The sequence below is a fragment of the Pseudoalteromonas sp. 4NS20-0020 genome, from assembly GCF_057554385.1.
Window position 1 is genome coordinate 429,613 of the sequence record NZ_BAAJMI010000005.1, and the last position, 17,671, is coordinate 447,283.

18 protein-coding genes and 5 tRNA genes are annotated in these 17,671 nt (G+C 40.2%); 14 read left to right on the forward strand and 9 right to left on the reverse strand.

Going from position 1 to position 17,671, the window contains the following annotated elements; translation table 11 throughout:
- Window positions 1-21: 21 nt before the first annotated feature.
- The 3 genes from AC27JL_RS15135 to AC27JL_RS15145 form a co-directional block, all read right to left on the reverse strand.
- On the reverse strand, window positions 22-795 hold the full coding sequence (locus AC27JL_RS15135) for a Zn-ribbon-containing protein (protein WP_006794063.1): 774 nt from the start codon (window positions 793-795) through the stop codon (window positions 22-24).
- 13 nt (window positions 796-808) lie between these two features.
- Entirely contained in the window at window positions 809-1,075 is a 267-nt protein-coding gene (locus AC27JL_RS15140; RefSeq protein ID WP_039038077.1) for a hypothetical protein, read from the reverse strand.
- Between the two features lie 263 nt (window positions 1,076-1,338).
- Entirely contained in the window at window positions 1,339-1,575 is a 237-nt protein-coding gene (locus tag AC27JL_RS15145) for a DUF2789 domain-containing protein (RefSeq protein ID WP_006794061.1), read from the reverse strand.
- 326 nt (window positions 1,576-1,901) lie between these two features.
- Here AC27JL_RS15145 and AC27JL_RS15150 point away from each other — a divergent pair, with 326 nt between their 5' ends.
- Window positions 1,902-2,546, forward strand: a complete 645-nt coding sequence (locus AC27JL_RS15150; RefSeq protein WP_271479584.1) for a GNAT family N-acetyltransferase — start codon at window positions 1,902-1,904, stop codon at window positions 2,544-2,546.
- Between the two features lie 743 nt (window positions 2,547-3,289).
- Here the strand turns inward: AC27JL_RS15150 and AC27JL_RS15155 are convergent.
- Both AC27JL_RS15155 and AC27JL_RS15160 read right to left on the reverse strand, forming a co-directional pair.
- Window positions 3,290-3,589 carry a DUF3301 domain-containing protein gene (locus AC27JL_RS15155; RefSeq protein ID WP_010557125.1) on the reverse strand — a complete coding sequence of 100 codons (300 nt, stop codon included), beginning with the start codon at window positions 3,587-3,589 and terminating at the stop codon, window positions 3,290-3,292.
- Window positions 3,590-4,618: a DUF3549 family protein gene (locus AC27JL_RS15160; protein WP_276755157.1), complete on the reverse strand. Its 1,029-nt coding sequence runs from the start codon at window positions 4,616-4,618 to the stop codon at window positions 3,590-3,592. It abuts the gene before it with no gap.
- 105 nt (window positions 4,619-4,723) lie between these two features.
- Here AC27JL_RS15160 and AC27JL_RS15165 point away from each other — a divergent pair, with 105 nt between their 5' ends.
- The 3 genes from AC27JL_RS15165 to AC27JL_RS15175 are packed head-to-tail and all read left to right on the forward strand — an operon-like array spanning window position 4,724 to window position 6,250.
- Window positions 4,724-5,044 (forward strand): YqcC family protein, encoded by a 321-nt coding sequence (locus AC27JL_RS15165; RefSeq protein WP_487195970.1) that lies wholly within the window; start codon window positions 4,724-4,726, stop codon window positions 5,042-5,044.
- Window positions 5,037-5,801 (forward strand): tRNA pseudouridine(65) synthase TruC, encoded by a 765-nt coding sequence (gene truC, locus AC27JL_RS15170; protein ID WP_243531094.1) that lies wholly within the window; start codon window positions 5,037-5,039, stop codon window positions 5,799-5,801. The genes AC27JL_RS15165 and truC overlap by 8 nt, the downstream gene beginning before the upstream one ends.
- Window positions 5,801-6,250 (forward strand): flavodoxin, encoded by a 450-nt coding sequence (locus AC27JL_RS15175; RefSeq protein WP_487195971.1) that lies wholly within the window; start codon window positions 5,801-5,803, stop codon window positions 6,248-6,250. The genes truC and AC27JL_RS15175 overlap by 1 nt, the downstream gene beginning before the upstream one ends.
- Before the next feature lie 53 nt (window positions 6,251-6,303).
- On the opposite strand, the gene AC27JL_RS15180 is transcribed toward AC27JL_RS15175, so the two are convergent.
- Together AC27JL_RS15180 and gloB are read right to left on the reverse strand one after the other, a co-directional pair.
- Window positions 6,304-7,887, reverse strand: coding sequence for a LysM peptidoglycan-binding domain-containing protein (locus tag AC27JL_RS15180; protein WP_058429446.1), 1,584 nt, complete (start codon window positions 7,885-7,887; stop codon window positions 6,304-6,306).
- A gap of 141 nt (window positions 7,888-8,028) precedes the next feature.
- Window positions 8,029-8,802: a hydroxyacylglutathione hydrolase gene (gene gloB / locus AC27JL_RS15185; RefSeq protein ID WP_487195972.1), complete on the reverse strand. Its 774-nt coding sequence runs from the start codon at window positions 8,800-8,802 to the stop codon at window positions 8,029-8,031.
- A gap of 53 nt (window positions 8,803-8,855) precedes the next feature.
- On the opposite strand from gloB, the gene AC27JL_RS15190 reads away from it, so the two are divergent.
- Window positions 8,856-9,632, forward strand: coding sequence for a class I SAM-dependent methyltransferase (locus tag AC27JL_RS15190; RefSeq protein WP_006794052.1), 777 nt, complete (start codon window positions 8,856-8,858; stop codon window positions 9,630-9,632).
- An 11-nt stretch (window positions 9,633-9,643) separates the two neighbouring features.
- Here AC27JL_RS15190 and rnhA read toward each other — a convergent pair whose 3' ends face one another.
- Window positions 9,644-10,108, reverse strand: a complete 465-nt coding sequence (gene rnhA, locus AC27JL_RS15195; protein ID WP_006794051.1) for a ribonuclease HI — start codon at window positions 10,106-10,108, stop codon at window positions 9,644-9,646.
- A gap of 68 nt (window positions 10,109-10,176) precedes the next feature.
- Between rnhA and dnaQ the strand changes: the two genes are divergently transcribed.
- The 9 genes from dnaQ to AC27JL_RS15240 all read left to right on the forward strand — a co-directional run bounded on the left by dnaQ (window position 10,177) and on the right by AC27JL_RS15240 (window position 15,174).
- Window positions 10,177-10,890, forward strand: coding sequence for a DNA polymerase III subunit epsilon (dnaQ, locus tag AC27JL_RS15200; RefSeq protein ID WP_006794050.1), 714 nt, complete (start codon window positions 10,177-10,179; stop codon window positions 10,888-10,890).
- A gap of 9 nt (window positions 10,891-10,899) precedes the next feature.
- On the forward strand, window positions 10,900-12,270 hold the full coding sequence (locus AC27JL_RS15205) for a TIGR03503 family protein (protein ID WP_487195973.1): 1,371 nt from the start codon (window positions 10,900-10,902) through the stop codon (window positions 12,268-12,270).
- Between the two features lie 97 nt (window positions 12,271-12,367).
- Window positions 12,368-12,444: transfer RNA gene (locus AC27JL_RS15210), tRNA-Asp, on the forward strand.
- Between the two features lie 31 nt (window positions 12,445-12,475).
- Window positions 12,476-12,552 (forward strand) — tRNA-Asp (locus AC27JL_RS15215).
- Window positions 12,553-12,590: 38 nt separating this feature from the next.
- Window positions 12,591-12,667, forward strand: a tRNA-Asp gene (locus AC27JL_RS15220).
- 37 nt (window positions 12,668-12,704) lie between these two features.
- A tRNA-Asp gene (locus tag AC27JL_RS15225) sits at window positions 12,705-12,781 on the forward strand.
- Window positions 12,782-12,834: 53 nt separating this feature from the next.
- Window positions 12,835-12,911 (forward strand) — tRNA-Asp (locus tag AC27JL_RS15230).
- A 560-nt stretch (window positions 12,912-13,471) separates the two neighbouring features.
- Window positions 13,472-14,062, forward strand: coding sequence for an ABC transporter ATP-binding protein (locus AC27JL_RS15235; protein WP_138741084.1), 591 nt, complete (start codon window positions 13,472-13,474; stop codon window positions 14,060-14,062).
- Entirely contained in the window at window positions 14,059-15,174 is a 1,116-nt protein-coding gene (locus tag AC27JL_RS15240) for a DUF6136 family protein (RefSeq protein ID WP_487195974.1), read from the forward strand. Before AC27JL_RS15235 ends, AC27JL_RS15240 begins: the two co-directional genes overlap by 4 nt.
- Here AC27JL_RS15240 and fadE read toward each other — a convergent pair whose 3' ends face one another.
- Window positions 15,175-17,631, reverse strand: a complete 2,457-nt coding sequence (gene fadE, locus AC27JL_RS15245; protein ID WP_006794046.1) for an acyl-CoA dehydrogenase FadE — start codon at window positions 17,629-17,631, stop codon at window positions 15,175-15,177. It lies immediately after the preceding gene.
- Between the last annotated feature and the right edge of the window lie 40 nt (window positions 17,632-17,671).

Here is a 17,671-nt window from a genome sequence, read left to right on the forward strand (position 1 = left end):
TTTAAAAAGTCATTAGAGAGGCTATTGAAAATCCCACGACACATTAGAGACTAAACCACACGGTTCACACCTAAAATCAAATAGCCCAAACCAAGGTTCATCTAGTTTCCAATCGCTATTACAGCTTGGACATTTACGCTCAAGCTCAGAGGCTTTATCCACACCACCAACTCGATATAAGTAGTAGTAAACCGGCTTTTTAGTTAAAAAACTAATGCGTTTGGTGATATCTTTTCCGCGGCGATATAAATCACTTTTAGTACTGGATATTTCCTCAAGGGCAGGAAACTCACAGCGTGTTGCGCCATTAATTTGTATTTGATCGCATGCTTGCCAATCTTCTTGCCACTTAATTAGCGTTTTGTAATCACCATTGGCAATAGCAGGGATGCGAAATAGAGGCACAGGTAAAAAGTCGTCGCCACAATAAAGAGGGCTACAGGTATGCACATAAGTAGTATATAAAATGTAACTTGACGGCTCAGTGCAGCAATCCGCTCCATTAGAGTGAATATCTTGGCCAATCACTTTTACTTTTGGGGCCAATAAACCTGCGTTATGGAGTTTTTCAATGCTGTGTTTAACAAAAGGGCTATTATTTAGCGGGTGCATAGCGTCTTCAGTTGGGCACATAACACGGGTTATGAAAAAGCCGTCTTTTAAAACGGTGGGGAACTCTTCCCCCATTATTTGGCCATTAAAGCGAAGCGCATTTACTAAGCGGTTTATGGCTTGTTCGGCTTGTTCTAGGGTGGTGTCTTGGTAGCAATCAAATGTTAAATCAACAACAAACATTTATAGTCTCAAATTATTTTTGTTCTAGCAGTGCAAGTAATTGATCAAGTTTTTGCTCAATTCTGTCTAGTTGGCTTGCTTTTAGCTCAGTGTTTTCTGGCTGCTGGGAAGTTTTAATAAAGTTATTTATAGAATCCGGGTTATTTTTGTATTGGCTCACAGCTGCAATAATCATTGGCATTGGAACCGGTTGCGCTAAGCGACTTTTCGTTAATGCGACTGTGGGTGTTTTGCCTTCATCTAAAAGGACTTGAATTGCATCAAATACAACTGAATTCATTATATTTATAACTCTTAAATTAAATAAAGCGCAGCATACACATGCTGCGCGGGTGCTATGGTAGCAATAAAACGGGTATGCTACATTAAATAACCTAATACTTAGGTTAAAAACTTATTTCTAATAACTTACCTCAACGCTAACTTGCGTAAATAATCCTGAGACAAGTCAAAAATCGATCAGTAAATTGGCCCTGCTCCATTAAACATCGTCATGGATTAGTAATTTTGAAGGCTTTAACATAGCCATCTAGCTAAATAATGCTATTTGCCTTGGCGAAGACGAACATCTAACTCATCAATCACTTCACTCCAGGCGCCATCTTCAGCAAGCGATTCCGCTAAAAAGTGTTGCTGTGCTTCATCCCAAAATGCTGCATCTTGAAGCAGTGTTGTGTCTTTTAACTCATGTGAAGCAATAAATTGATCTATTTGAGATTCTGAATTTGGTAAACCAAGTTGTGCAAATAATGTATGAATATCGTGTTTTGTAGTATCCATGTTACGACTCCTTTAAATAAACAATAAATTACCTTAAGGCCCAACAGTACATTGTGCTAGCTAAACTCAAGCTGAATTGTCGGTTAATTACTTTAGGTATATAGTAAAGTTAAGTTCTGAATAATAAATTGCCTAAACCGCTGTTAGCGCTTTATAAAGGATAGTAAAAATAAATAACACTTTGATATTATTTCTCTCTTTAAGCGGGCAATACGGCGTAATATCCAGTTCTTAGATTAAATATACTCGTAAATGCAGTTATTCGCGTATAGCTTTAGTATTTGAGCTCTGATTATATTTACGGCTAAAACAATAAAGGACATACAATGAGTATAACCGCACAAGAAGAAACGTTCAGCGTACAATACATTGAAGCAGAAGATATAAGCACTGCCGCAAGTTTAATTTATCAGGCATACCATGATGACCCTGTACTAAAAACAATGCTAGGTTATGATGGAAAAAATAAAGCCGTTTACGAAAAAAAGTTACGTGCATTAATACGTGAAGAACTCAGTAGTTTTTGGCAAGAAAAGCAACCACTAATAGGGCTTTATCGCAGTGGCAAATTAAAAGCAGTGGCCTGTATGTTTGATTCTTTAAGTCAACTTCAAGCTCAGCGTTATTGGCATTGGCGCTTAAAATTAATGCTGAGTGCGGGTTACTTACAAACTAACCAGTTAATAGAAAAAGAACAAACGATTAGAGATACACTAAAAGAAAAAGGCCGTTATTACTTTTTAGCTTTTATTGCAGTAGATCCTCATTTTCATGGTCAAGGGTTTGGTCGGTATTTACTTAGAGGGCTTGATGAGCTGGTAAAGGCAAATAGTGAGTCTTCTGGATTGGCAGTATTTGTAACGCGTAGTGAGCATACAGAACTTTTTAAATCTGAAGGATTTTTGACTTTTAAACAGCTTACGTTTAACCAAGTCGCTGGTGAGTTACTATTTAAAAGTGCATTGGGTTAAAAGCGTAACCCGAAGTGTGTAAGTTAATGCGCCCAATCGGACATGTGTCCGTGCGATATATCTTACATTAACGTGAGAGTAATCAGTTAAAGGTGGCCAATTGGTCGCCTTTTTTTATTTAAGTGCATGTTTAATATTAATTTATTGATTTTTTAATTTTTATGACAAAGAATTATTTTGTCTCACATACTACTTCCTCCTCTCGTTTACTCTAAACTTTACCTTGTCAAGAAGACATAGCTTAATGAATAAGCTACTGCCATGGATAAGGAATAGGCAAAATAGCAGATGCTAGCAGGATGCAAAAAGGACAAGTTAACAAGGACAGCAAGGATGAATAGGAAGTGCAAGACGCACTAAGTGGCAGGAGCTACTTCAAGGATATAAAGGATTAAAGCTGCAGGACGCAGCCACGTACTAGGTTGCACGTGAATGCTTGGAAAGCAAAGGGACAACGCAGGAAGCACAAAGTGGCAGGGCGCTACTTCAAAGGATTAACATGGATGATGCTATAGATTTAGCCAAGCGTTAGTTTACGCGGGTTTGCCAAGGTGGCGATGGATATTGCATGAGGCAATGTGAGGGTAAACAAGGTTGTTTACTCGTTCAGGGGATGAAAAAATGGATCATAGATAGTGGATATCTAGCAGGAAGCAGTCCAATTGGGGCGTAACTTTAGTTACGCCTTAGTTTTTTGTACCACACAATTGCAATAATTTTATACATTAAAAGCATAAGAACACTTAGATTTTGTGTGGTGGAACGACAACACTTTTTAAAAACTCATTTTCCATAATAAGCATTCCCTGATACGCATTTTCACCGTCACTTGAAAACTCAAATGAAAACTCACTTTTTATTCCTGGTTTACCACTTTTTAGAAAACCAAAACGGCGCTTAGTGCACGCAACACTCATTAGTTGCACATTTAATTGTTCGCATTGACGTTTAGCATGAACATTAGCCGCTTCGGCGACTTTTCTATTTAGCCAAAACAAATAAATAACACTACCAATTAATATAAACGTCCATAAACTTGCCATTTAAGAGAATAACCTTCCAATTGCACGAGCGAGGGCTTCGCTTCGATCTTCTTTTCGTAATAAACCTAATAGGTGAGGTCGAATGGTCGGTATTGCAACTAAGTCAGCAAAAATACTTGGAAAAAGCGCCTCTATTTTCTGATGTTGAGCACAATTATCCATAAATATATGCAATCGTTCAGGGTCTTCCAACTGAACAAAGCAACGCCCAGCAATTGTTAAAAGTACGTCAGAGTCGCTTTTAAGAGCTGAATTCAATGTTGCATCAACAAGCTGCGCGCACAAACCTTGTGCCTGACCTTTAGACATTGAGCGTAGTGCAGCGGTTAACGCTATAGTATCACTATTATTAATAGCTGTTTGACCCTGCGCGAGTAAAAGCTCACTCAGTGTTGGTGGTATTGCAACATGTTCAAGCATTGCACTTAGTGGCTGCAATACTTCAAGGGGTAAATGCGCCCAGGCTTTTTGTAAGTTACTTAAGTTTTGATCGTTATCTAGGCGCAGCGCAAAATCAGCAATGCCTTGTAGTGCAACACTTTGCCAATTATCAAAGCCTAACTTTGCACTAAAATATAGCTGAGCGTATTCGTAATATTGTGAAGCAGGTTGCTTTAGTAACACTTTAACTTGCGCGTTAAATGCAGCCAGTTTATTTGCATTAGGCGTAAACACATAAGGATTGTTATCAAGCTTGCCATCTGCTTTTTCACCTGTAATTTCAGTGCCAAGAGCTTGAATAACCATATCGGCAAAGTGATCACGACTTGCACTAACTAATTTACTTTGCTCATCTAGCGGAAATTTTAAAAACCACACATAGGGCTCTTTGCTCGCTTTGGCATCCCAGAACTGAATTGCTAGCCACGCATGACCAGCAAGCGGATAAGGGTAAGGTACTTGGGCTTGTTCAATAGCTAAAAACTGTTGTTTATCGAGTTTAGTAATGTGCCTGCCAATATCAAAAGCCCGCCATTGCGTGCCAGCACCATCTAAAAGTTGGCCTAAGGTTGCTATTTGATCACTCATTGTTTTCCCGGTCGTTTTTAACTGCAAAATTGCGCTAATTATACGCCATAGCGAGCTTTGTGGGAACAGGGTATAATTGCTGCATAACTTATAAAGAGGGTGGTTATGTTCCAACAGAGCCAAGCTTATTTAGTGCAATTAAAAGCGCTATTACAAAAGCATCAACTTTGGCAATGTGAGCCAATTTCAGCAGAGGCACTAAATTCTAGTGTTCCCTTTTGTCACGATTCGATGGCGTTTGAGCAGTGGCTACAGTTTGTCTTTATTGAAAAAATGCAGCATTTGATCACTTATAATCAACCATTACCGCGAAACTTTGCAATTGCCCCCATGGCGCAAATGACCTTGATTAATAAATCAGGTGGAAATGAAATTATAGAGGTGCTGACACAGCTAGATGCACTATTAGGAGAACCGCATGAGTGAGCGCCTAGCGCCTACTGAATACGGCGAACTCGATATTTTGTATCAAGACGAAAACTTTGTAGCCATTAATAAACCGTCAGGGCTATTAGTACATCGCTCCTTTTTAGATAAACATGAAACTCAATTTGCGATGCAAATGTTGCGCGATCAGTTAGGGCAGCACGTTTTTCCAGTTCACAGGCTAGATAGACCTACGTCGGGTGTGCTGCTATTTGCTTTAAGCTCTGAAGCCGCGCGTGATATGAATCAGTTATTCATTGAAGGTACTATTGCTAAGCGATATTTAGCTCTAGTGCGCGGATTTGCCCCTGATTCGGTTTTTTTAGATAAGCCTTTAAAAGAAGAGCTTGATAAAATTGCCGATAAATTTGCAGATCAGAATAAAGCACCTCAAGAGGCGCAAACTCAGTTTAATTGTTTGTATCAAGCTGCATTACCTATTCCAATAGGCAAATACCCAACGGTTAGGTACTCATTAGTTGAGTGTTTTCCTAAGACAGGGCGCAAGCATCAGATTCGCCGGCATTTAAAACATTTATCATTACCAATAATTGGTGATGTTAATCATGGCGACAATCAACATAACCAATTTTTTAGGGATCATTTTGAATTACGACGCTTAATGCTGTTTGCAACTGAGCTGAGTTTTGTGCACCCTTACACCAACAAAGCAATAACGATTAAAGCGCCACTAGGTCATGATATGCTACAGATTTGTGAGCAACTTGGTTGGCCAAACGAAGAGAAGGATTATTAATGGCACATATTAGTATTTTTGTGGGCACTGTAAATGGTGGTGCTGAACGTTTAAGTGATGATATAGCTGCAACTATTAAGCAGGCGGGTCATAGCGCAGCGGTCATCACAGAGGCTTCGCTTGACGATATTAAAAACGCATCAAACATATTAATTGTTACCTCAACGACAGGACAGGGTGACGTGCCAAGTAACCTAGCTGGCTTATATTATGCGCTTAATAGTAGTTTTCCTATGCTTACAGATAAGCCATTTGGAGTGGTGGCTATGGGCGACAGAAGCTATGGTGATACTTTTTGCGGTGCAGGTCGAAGCTTTGATGAACTATTACGTGATTTACAAGCAAAACCTGTCGGTAACCGTTTAGAAATTGACGCGTGTGAAGATTTTGAGCCTTGGCCAGTGACAGAGCCTTGGTTAAAAACATGGCTTGAAAAGCTCTCAGGTTAATTTTTATATACCAATAAAAAGGAGCGCATGCGCTCCTTTTTTGTTAGCTGAAATTAACTACTTCTTACATCCACTTTAAGCTTTAATTTTTGCCCCGGTTGCAAGTACTTTTGACCTGCTAAATTATTCCATTTGATAATTTCGCTTACCGTTAAATTAAACTTAGACGCAATACGCGCAAGTGAATCGCCTCTTCGTACTTTGTACGTAATCGTGCGATTAGTGCTTTTTGGTGCGCTGGTGGTTTTATTTTGTGATTTATACACTGTGAGCTTTTGATTTAAGCGTAGCACAGCGCTTTTTTTAAGTTTATTCCACTTTGCCAATTCATCCATGGTCACATCGTATTCGCGGCTGATATCCCATAAGGTATCGCCACTTTTTACGGTATGCGAAAGCTTAGTGCGTGATGTTTTATTTGCAGCCATACGCATTTGCTTTGGTAAGTGCTCGCTATTTATTGCACCATCGGTTAACGGGACTAGTAGCTCTTGCCCAATGCGTATCGTATTTGAATTAAGCTTGTTCAAAGATCTAATTGCGCTGGTGCTAGTGGTAAACTTTTTAGCAATTACAGATAAGCTGTCGCCGCTTTTTACCACGTATCGTTGCCAGCGAAGCCTATTTTTAATATCAGTATTGGCAAGCTTTTCAGAAAACTGCTGCGCTTTATCAATAGGTAAAAGCAAAGAGTGGGGGCCATTTGGGTCTGTAGCCCAACGGTTAAACCCAGGGTTTAATCTGTAAAGCTCTGTTAATGTCATGTCGGCCATTTCGGCGGCAAGTGCTAGGTCTATTTGTGAGCCTACATCAACTACTTCTACTACTTGGGCGTTGATAATGGGTTTCCACGTTACATTAAATTCATCCGAACGTTTTAATAAGTCAGCTAGTGCCAGTAGCTTTGGTACGTAAGCCGTGGTTTCTCTTGGTAAATCTAATGACCAAAAATCGGTAGGTAAATGCTTTTTACGATTTTTTTTAATTGCGCGCATCAGCCGCCCTTCACCGGAGTTATAGGCGGCTATAGCATTGAGCCAATCACCTTCAAGTGTTTTGTGAAGATAAGATAAGTAATCTAGCGCTGCACGGGTAGATTGCACAATATCTCGGCGGCCGTCGTACCACCAGTTTTGTTTTAAATCAAAGCGCTCACCCGTTTGTGGCATAAATTGCCAAATACCCGAGGCGGTTCTGTGAGAGTAGCCAAAGGGATCAAAAGCGCTTTCTACAATAGGAAGGAGCGCAATTTCGATTGGCATCTCGCGTTTTTCCACTTCTTCAACAATAAAGTGAAGGTAAGGCTCTGCACGCTTTGAAATACGGTCTAAATAACGTTGATGCTTCGCATAATAATTTCGCTCGGTCACAACAGGGCGGTTTTGAGGAACATTAATCGACAATTGGTAACGAATACGCTCCCATACATCGTCAAATACCGGCGCATCTTGTTCATCGCTATCTAGTTGTTGATATTGCGCGTTTACCATTAATGCATTGTTAATATCATTTGGGCTTGCACCTTCAAGCTTATTATTAGCTTGATTTGCGACCTGAGGGTCTGATTCTAAGGTAGTCAATGTTTGACAACCACTTAGCGCAAGCGCCAAGGTTATTATAAGAGGAGATTTATTCATAAATACCAATACATCGGGTAAAAAACTCGGCAAATGTTACCTTTAATAAACTAACATTACCACTTTATGACAATTACAGCAGTTAGTAGAAAGTGTTCATGTATTTCAAGTTAATGATTTAAAATAATAAACTTATATGCGCTAAAAATTATCTTTGAACTTTCTCAGAGCAGCAAAGTTATGCCAAGGTTCATTGTTTTTTGTAACCGAGATAAATTCTTTAGGTACTTCCTCTATGATGGTTGGAATGTCGCTGCGCATAAACGGGTTTATTTTAAGCTCTTGGCTTATAGTGGTTGGCAGTGAAATTTTATCTTCTTTCCTTAACTCATCTACCAGCTCACTGTGTGCAAGTAACGATGGATTACGAGGCTCAACAGCTTTAGCAAAAGTTAAATTAGCTTGTGTATATTCGTGGGTGCAAAACACTTTACACCCTGCTGGTAGCGTTTTTAATTTGTTTAGAGAATGCCACATTTGTTCACTCGTACCCTCAAATAAACGTCCACAGCCACCACTGAATAATGTATCACCAGTAAATGCCATGTTGTCATTCACAAAACAAATGTGATCAAGTGTATGCCCAGGAGTTGTGAGCACTTTAAAGTTGATGCCTAAAACTTCAATACTATCGCTATCAACCAGTGTATGCGTCACTCCTTTAAAGGGGCTATTTTTAGGCCCATAAACCTTTATTGTTGGGTCATCTTTTACTAGCTGCGCAACGCCATCGGTATGATCGTAATGATGATGGGTAATTAAAATGCCACCCAGTGTTAAGTTTTCTGCTGCGAGATGAGCTAGCACAGGCTCAGCCTGCCCAGGATCAACGACCCATGCTTCAGCGTTGCCTTCAGTGGTTAAACACCAAATGTAATTATCTGAAAAGGCTTTAATTGCTTTGACTTGCACCATGTTAAATTGCTCTATAAAGTGACACTTAACGCATAGTATAACGAGCTCATAAAATGAAACCAGCCCTTAGTTTTCAAGAAGGACCCAAACCACTGTCGTGGCAGCAGTTCCCTCACGGGGATTATTTGCAAGCTGATATTGAACGTAAAATGCAATATTGGCTACCACGCATGTTTGGTTACCATATGCTTAAGTTAGGTAACTTAAGCGGTGAGTTAAATACAAGTTTAAGTACTATTAAGCACCAGGTGTGTGTCGCTGAGCCCGGACCATACACAGGGGTAGTGGCAGATATAGATGAATTACCTTTTTACGAACATAGTGTTGACGCGTGTATTTTAAGCCATTGTTTAGAGTACCACTCTGACCCACATCACATTTTACGCGAAGCTCATCGAACACTCATACCTGGCGGTTACGTTCTAATTACCGGGTTTAATCCGCTCAGCTTGTGTGGGTTGGCTCAAATGTTGCCGTTTAGCGGGCAAAAGTTACCATGGACAGGACGATTTTTTACCCCAGCAAGGGTAAAGGATTGGCTGAATTTATTGGGTTTTGAAATTGTAAGTGACGAGCGGTTCATTTATTCATCACTAGCTAGGGGAAACAGGTTATCACGGTTTGAATTTTGGCGAGCATTTGCCAAGCAGTATTTAAAACCTATGGGCAGTGTTTATATGCTGGTGGCTCGAAAACGCGTTGCGCCCCTTACACCCATAAAGCCTAAGTGGCACGCACGGCCACAATTTGTGCCTGTAAAAGGGGCGGGGCTTAGGCAAACTTCAAAGCAGCATTACAAAACGTGCGACCAAAAAAGTGATAACCATTAGCATCAAGTAAATTAAGGCTGGTAGCCCACATCTTCGAGTAAATCTGTGCTGCCAGCTGCATCACGAGCTAAATCGTCGACAATTTCGTTGTACTTATGGCCGCTATGACCTTTAACCCACTTCCAATTTACTGTGTGTTTGCTGCAAGCTGCATCTAGGCGTTTCCATAAGTCCACATTTTTAACTGGCTTTTTAGCTGACGTTATCCAGCCGCGTTTTTTCCAGTTTGAAATCCATGACTCGATACCTTGTTTTACGTATTGACTATCGGTAGTAAGGTTTACAACACAAGCACGGTTAAGTGATTCAAGTGCCACTATAGCCGCAAGCATTTCCATGCGATTGTTTGTAGTGAGCTTATAGCCTTGGCTTAATTTTTTTTCATGGGCGTCATAAATCATAAAAATACCATAACCACCGGGGCCTGGATTACCTAAACATGAGCCATCGGTGTAAATCTCTACGGTTTTTTGCACTGTTTTACCTTGATCTTATGTACAATAAAGTGATTATAGAAAGATACCAGAGTCAGGCTTAATTCGATATGGCACGCAGACAAATAGTTTTAGATACAGAAACAACCGGCATCGACCCTAAACAAGGGCACAGAATTATAGAGATTGGTTGTGTAGAGTTAGTAAATCGTCGTTTAACGGGTAATAACTTTCATGTTTATATTAATCCGCAACGTAGCATAGAAGAAGAAGCGATTGACGTTCACGGTATTACCAATGAGTTTTTACGCGACAAACCGCTTTACCGCGATATTGCACAAGAGTTTTTTGATTATATAAAAGGTGCTGAACTTGTAATTCATAATGCCCCGTTCGATGTGGGCCACATGGATAATGAATTTGCATTGCTTAATCAAGGTTTTCCAAATACGCATGATTACTGTCAAGTTCTCGACACGCTTAAAATGGCGCGTGACTTGCATCCAGGACAAAAGAATAACCTTGATGCGTTATGCCGACGTTACGACATAGATAACGCTAAACGTACCTTGCACGGGGCCTTACTGGATTCTGAAATTTTAGCTGATGTTTATCTTGCCATGACAGGCGGACAAACAAAGTTAAACTTAAATCAAAATAAAGATGATGGTAGTGAGCAACAGCAAGGCGGCATAAGACGTTTAAACAGTGAAAGAGCGCCATTGGTAGTATTACGCGCTACAGATGAAGAGCAAAGCGCACACGAAGCCAGATTGGATCTTGTAAATAAAGAAGGCGGCCAATGCCTATGGCGCGCTGAATAAGGCCTTATAATGAGAATAATGTATTTTGTAACCGTGTTATGTGCACTCAGTTTGTTATCAGGTAACGCATATAGCGCAGAGCAAGTTGAAGTTTTAAAACGGGATGGCCTACAAAATGAAATCCCCTTACTCGACAACCGCTTTCGGATTGACAGCCAAATAGACGAAATCACATTACTCTTTTTCAGAAAACCAGGGACACCTGCCGTTATTTTAGTTAGGCCTGATGGTAGTAAGTATTTTGCCACCAACGCAGTTAGGGATACTAATATTGAATGGTTTGACGAACTTAGTTATGACCTTGTCACCATAAAAAAACCAATGCCAGGTCCTTGGCAAGTTATAGGGAGTATTTTACCAGATAGCAGAATTGTTGTACTGGGTGAAATATCACTACAGGCAGAGCCATTACCTCCCATGCTTTTTAGAGGCGAAACGATAAAAGTAACTGGCCAAATTTTAAATGATGGTGAACCCATTAACGCTAATCTATTTAGAGATGTGGTTAGTCTTAATGTTGACTTTGTAAGTACGAATAACGATAGCTTTGCAAACTTTGGCGCAGGTACACAAGAAGTCGCCGAATTTAAAGACGACGGGCGTGGATTTGATGAACGTCCAAAAGACGGTGTATTTACCGGTGAGTTTAAACTTGTGTTCCCTGAAGGTGAGTGGACCCCAGAGCTTTACATTTCTACTCCTTTACTGCAACGCAGAATCGTGCAAGACACCATTATTGTTCACGAACCCCCCTTTGGTTTTAGTATCGCGCTTGCAGATAAAAATATTGATGAACATAAATTAACGATCACAACAGACAACAAAATAGTTAAACCAGAGACCGTTATTTTTCAGGGTAAGATTTATTACCCTAATAACGAAGAGCAAATGTTTACTATAAACGCTGCGCCAGGTGAGACAAGAGAGTTAATAATTAAAAACTATGACTGGGGGCGCTACAGTGTCGAACTGTCTGTATTTGGTACTAATAACAACGGCCGTGAATTTATGGCCACTTTACCAACCTATAAATTTGAAATAGCCCGGCCAATAGAAGCGGTACCAGAAGTTGACCCTGCAACAATAGTTGAAGCCGAGCAAGCCACCCCCATTGAGCCGGAAGAAGAAAAAATGGCCACATCCACCATTGTGGGCTTAATAATCGGCGGTAATATTTTAATTATACTGCTTGGCTGGTTAGCTATTCGAATATTTGTGCAAAAAAAACCGATTAAAATTAAACTATCGTTACCTTTTTTAAATAAAAAGAAACACGCGAATCAAGATGCGGACTACACAGAAAAAAATCAAGTAGACAAAAATGGTTCAAAAAATGACAAATCAGGTGAAATTTTAAACCTTTCGATGTCAGATGACTAAAAAACCTGTAAAAAAACAAAAAAGCCCTTGACGAAATAGGGGCTGGTTCGTATTATTCACGCCGCTGTCAGGGAGACCTAAACAGCAACGAAAATGCGGAGTGGTAGTTCAGTTGGTTAGAATACCGGCCTGTCACGCCGGGGGTCGCGGGTTCGAGTCCCGTCCACTCCGCCAATAAGAAAAAATAACAGTTTAAATACGCGCTGGAGTGGTAGTTCAGTTGGTTAGAATACCGGCCTGTCACGCCGGGGGTCGCGGGTTCGAGTCCCGTCCACTCCGCCAACTATTTAAACAACGTTATATTACAAAATTTGTATGCTGGAGTGGTAGTTCAGTTGGTTAGAATACCGGCCTGTCACGCCGGGGGTCGCGGGTTCGAGTCCCGTCCACTCCGCCAACAAATTAAGTAATGACAAGTAAAAAGATATCTCTGCGGAGTGGTAGTTCAGTTGGTTAGAATACCGGCCTGTCACGCCGGGGGTCGCGGGTTCGAGTCCCGTCCACTCCGCCATTTGATATCGTAACAAAATTAGTAAGTGCATTACCCCATGCACATACCACTGCGGAGTGGTAGTTCAGTTGGTTAGAATACCGGCCTGTCACGCCGGGGGTCGCGGGTTCGAGTCCCGTCCACTCCGCCACTTGTTATTTCCTCAATAACAAGGTTTTAAAGATTGATTTTCTTATCATCAAATCATTTATAAATTTTATAATCACCGATACTTATCAAACTATTAAAAAAAATTAATAAATAATCACTTTTATTTATTTTTTGTATCTTAAATAATACTTTTAAATATAAACATGTATTTGCCTTAAATAGGCTTATAACACCACTGTTGATGCTATTTTTCGTTATCAGATAAAATCCTCTATTTAATTTTTTTACCGCCAAAAATTGCCTCAGAGCTAATTAAGTTGTTTTATACCAATCCGCAATAATACTTAATCATTTCGCGGGGCTAAACGTGTCGGTACCTGCGTTAAAAAATTCTCATTTAGAACAATTAAATAGTAAATTTTTTACCTAGCTATTAACACGTTTTCCCAGCCTCAAAATAGCTCATTTAATTAAGCGAGTTGGTATTAGTTTATTTATAAAAATGAGTAAGTACTTTTAGCTAACACAGTAATCAAATCAATAAGTTTGCCTCTTTACTTTGTAGGCTTATAATAAAACCTTAGTTTATAAGGATATTTTATGATTGAAGTTATTGGTTTAAATAAGCAATTTTCCAACAATGTAGTTTTTAAAAATTATAACCAGGTTTTTTCAGATCAAAAACTCTGCATAGAAGCACCTAATGGCCACGGTAAAACCACCTTACTTATGATGCTAGCAGGACTTGATAAACCGCAAAGTGGCTCACTTTTGTTTGCGGGGAGGGAGCTGAATGAGCCCACAAAAACAGTGGCCATAGCCAGTGACCGTATTACGTTACCTGATTTTTTAACAGCCCATCAAATTATTGACTTGTCTGTTAGTGCTATCGACTGCCCGTGGCCACATGAGCTGGTTAAAGGGTTTAGCTTTACGGCATTTTTAAATACGCGTTTTGATGCTTTGTCCTCGGGTAACCAAAAAAAGTGTCAGCTAATATTAGCGCTAATGCGAAAGTCACCGTATTTACTACTTGATGAGCCAAGTGCTGCGCTTGATCAAACAAGCATTGAGCACCTTTTACAATTACTCGATGTTTATTTAAATGATAAGCCTAATGGGCAAATTATTATTACTTGCCATGAGCCGGCTGTATTTATTGAGCATGGCTTTAAGTGTGTTTCGCTATGAGTTTCGCGAGCGTGAAAGGCAAGCTTGAGCAGTATCGTGCATTTATGAGTTATCGGTACCTAGCATACACGTTTGAGCTTAAGCAGCTGCTACTGCAGTTAAAAAGCTTTGGTTTGATATTTTTAGTGGTGTTGGGTTCATCTATTTTAGGCTTGGTGTTGTTGCTCTTTTTGGGCCTAGGGAAAATTATAGATAGTACAGATGCACCTGCATATGGTGCCCAAATGGCCTTGTTTTATTTGTTATTGCAAAGTGTGATGTTAAGCGCGATTAAGTCGGCAATTAAAAATAGCAAGCAACGGCTATTTCAACACACAATAGCTTGTCCTAGCTGGCTGAACATAGCAGATATTAAATTATTACTTATTAGTAATGGCTGGCTTATAGCGAGTCTGTTGATAGCGCTTGATTTAACCTGGGCTCAGTGGATAAAAGTACCGCATTTTTTTGTTTTTATGTTTATACAGTTAGGTTTAGGCATTGTTTGTTTATACAAACCTAGCGCGCTCGTTTATGGATTTACTTTAAGTACTTTATTTTTGTTTACTCCTTTTGAGTTATCGCCGCTAATTTATCATTTGGGTTTTGCAATTATCTTTCTTTTAAGCGCATCTATACCTGTCATTAATATAAATGGAATGACGAGTGCTCGGTCTTTATTTAGCTTTTGGTTTTGTTACTTCATAAACCATAGTTGGACATTAGTATGGCGTATATCGTTGCTTTTGTGTGTATTTATGGCATCGGCTGAGTTATTAGAAAAGCGGCCAGATCTTGTGAATATAATAGGCGGTGTGGCGGTTGCTTTTATTGTACTTTTTAGCAGCTCATTACAATTTGATTGTACTAAAGTTCATGGACAACATCGGTTGTTTTTTAAAATGAATCAAAACGCGCGAGCGTTTTATATTAGCCAGTTTATGCCCAGTATGCTTTTGTTTTTAGGAGCCTTTTTAGCCTATAGCATTACGTTTGAGAGATTAAACAGCACTTTGCTAAACCTGGGGTTTGTGTGGGGTTTATTGCAGGTTTATTTTGCACAAAAAAAACCAGCGCATTATGCGCTGGTTTGGATTATTTCTAACGTTGGGTTGCTTGCTTTACTAAACTAGTTAAGCGGCATCCACTTTTGTAATAACGCTATCACGCGCTGCTTTACCTGCAAGCAAATCAGCAGGGTCAAAATCGTCTACGTTGATTACGTCTAAACGAGCTTGCTCTACAGCAGCTAGCTTATCGGCCTCGGCTTGGCTTAAAATACCTGCTTCAAGACCCATTTGCGCTACTTTATCAAGTTGGAAGAACGGTAGTTTCACACCTTTCTCTTTACATACTCTTTCAAATAATGGCTCAACTTCAAGTACGTCTTTAAGCGTTTGCTCCTGACGACCTACAAGATTAAGAGGCTCATTTGTTAAGTATACATAACTTGCTAAACGGTTACGTGTTTCGCTAGGAACTTGTAAGATTTGAGCTAGTTTATGCTCTAACTTATCAGTCGGTTTACGTACCGGGCGACCAAACGGGAACAATAACACTTTTAATACGCCACGAAGTGGTGCAGAAGGCATATTGTTAATTAAGTCAGCAAGCGCACGTTGACAGTGGTAAAGGTGATCCTGACAGCTCCATTGAACAAGCGCAAAATCTTCTTTTTTACGGCCTTCGTCGTTGTAACGCTTAAGCGTTGCAGATACTAAGTAAAGGTAGCTAAGTAAGTCACCTAAACGTGCAGAAATACGCTCTTTACGTTTAAGAGAGCCACCAAATACAGCCATGCTAATATCTGACATAAGTGCTAAAGAAGCACTAAAGCGCGACGCTATACGGTAAAACTCAGCTGTTTCGTCATGGTAAGGCACACTTGTAAAGCGAGCACCTGTAAGGGCTAGCCATTTAGTACGCACTAGGTTTGACATAGTAAAGCCTATATGACCCATTAGCGCTTTATCAAATACGTTAAGCGCTTCTTCGCGGTCTTCAATTTCGCACGCACCTAGCTCGGTTAGTACAAACGGATGACAGCGAATCGCACCCTGACCGTAAATAATCATATTACGGGTCAGGATGTTTGCACCTTCAACGGTTATGGCAATAGGTGCACCTTGATAGCCACGACCTAAATAGTTATTTGGACCAAGCATGATCCCTTTACCGCCAAGAACGTCCATTGCATGGATTGTTGCATCGCGCATTTGTTCGGTTAAGTGATATTTAATAATCGCTGATACAACAGATGGTTTTTCACCTAAGTCAACCGCACCAGTCGACATACTTACTGCAGCATCTGAGCTGTATGCGTAACCGGCAAGTTTAGCCATTGATTCTTCAACACCTTCCATTTTACCAATCGGTAAACGGAACTGACGACGAATACGGCTGTATGCACCCGTAGCGGTTGCAATCATTTTAATGCCGCCGGCAGAGTTAGACGGTAATGTAATTGCACGGCCTACCGATAAACACTCAACTAGCATGCGCCAGCCTTGGCCAGCCATATCTGGCCCACCAATAATGTAATCAAGAGGTACAAAAATGTCTTTACCGCGAGTAGGACCATTTTGGAATGGTACGTTAAGCGGGAAGTGACGACGACCAATTTCTACTCCAGGAGTATCTGTTGGGATCAATGCACAGGTAATACCTGGCTCTTTTACATCACTTAATAAGCCATCTGGATCTTGTAATTTAAATGCAAGACCAAGCACCGTTGCCACAGGCGCAAGCGTGATATAGCGCTTGTTCCACGTTAGGCTTATACCGACAACTTCTTCACCGTTCCATTGTCCTTTACACACAACACCGTAATCAGGGATTGAACTTGCGTCAGAGCCAGCTTCTGGTGATGTTAATGCAAAACATGGAATTTCTTGACCGCTAGCTAAGCGCGGTAGGTAATGGTCTTTTTGCTCTTTTGTACCATAGTGTTGTAATAATTCACCTGGACCTAACGAGTTTGGAACACCAACAATTGACGAAAGTAATGTTGATTTACTTGTTAGTTTTTGAAGTACACAAGACTGAGCAAACGCAGAAAACTCTAAACCGCCGTATTCTTTTTTAATGATCATGGCAAAAAATTTATTGTCTTTGAGGTATTGCCATACATCTTGCGGTAAATCAGTTAGCTCGTGAGTTGCTTCCCAATCATCTAGCATGCTACATACTACTTCAACAGGGCCATCTATAAAGGCTTGCTCTTCAATAGTAAGTTTAGGCACAGGGTATTGGTGTAGCTTCTTCCAATCAGGGTTACCGCAAAATAAATCAGCTTCCCACCAAGTTGTACCCGCATCGATAGCTGACTTTTCAGTGTCAGACATGCTCGGTGTTACTTTTTTGAATACCGTAAAGATAGGTTTGATGATGTATTGCTGGCGAATACCAGTAACTGAAAGAGGCACTGCGATGATCAAAAAGATCAACCAGCTAATTAAACCAAAAGCACCTGCGAAGGTACCGATTAATAATGTTGCAGCAGAAACACCAAGTGCTGTGTTCCAACTCGCTCTGTGGTAAATCGCAGTGCACAGCAGCACGATTAAACCGAGTGTAAATATGAGTGTCATTTTAATTCCTTAATAGAGGTCAGACCACCTCATTTAGAGT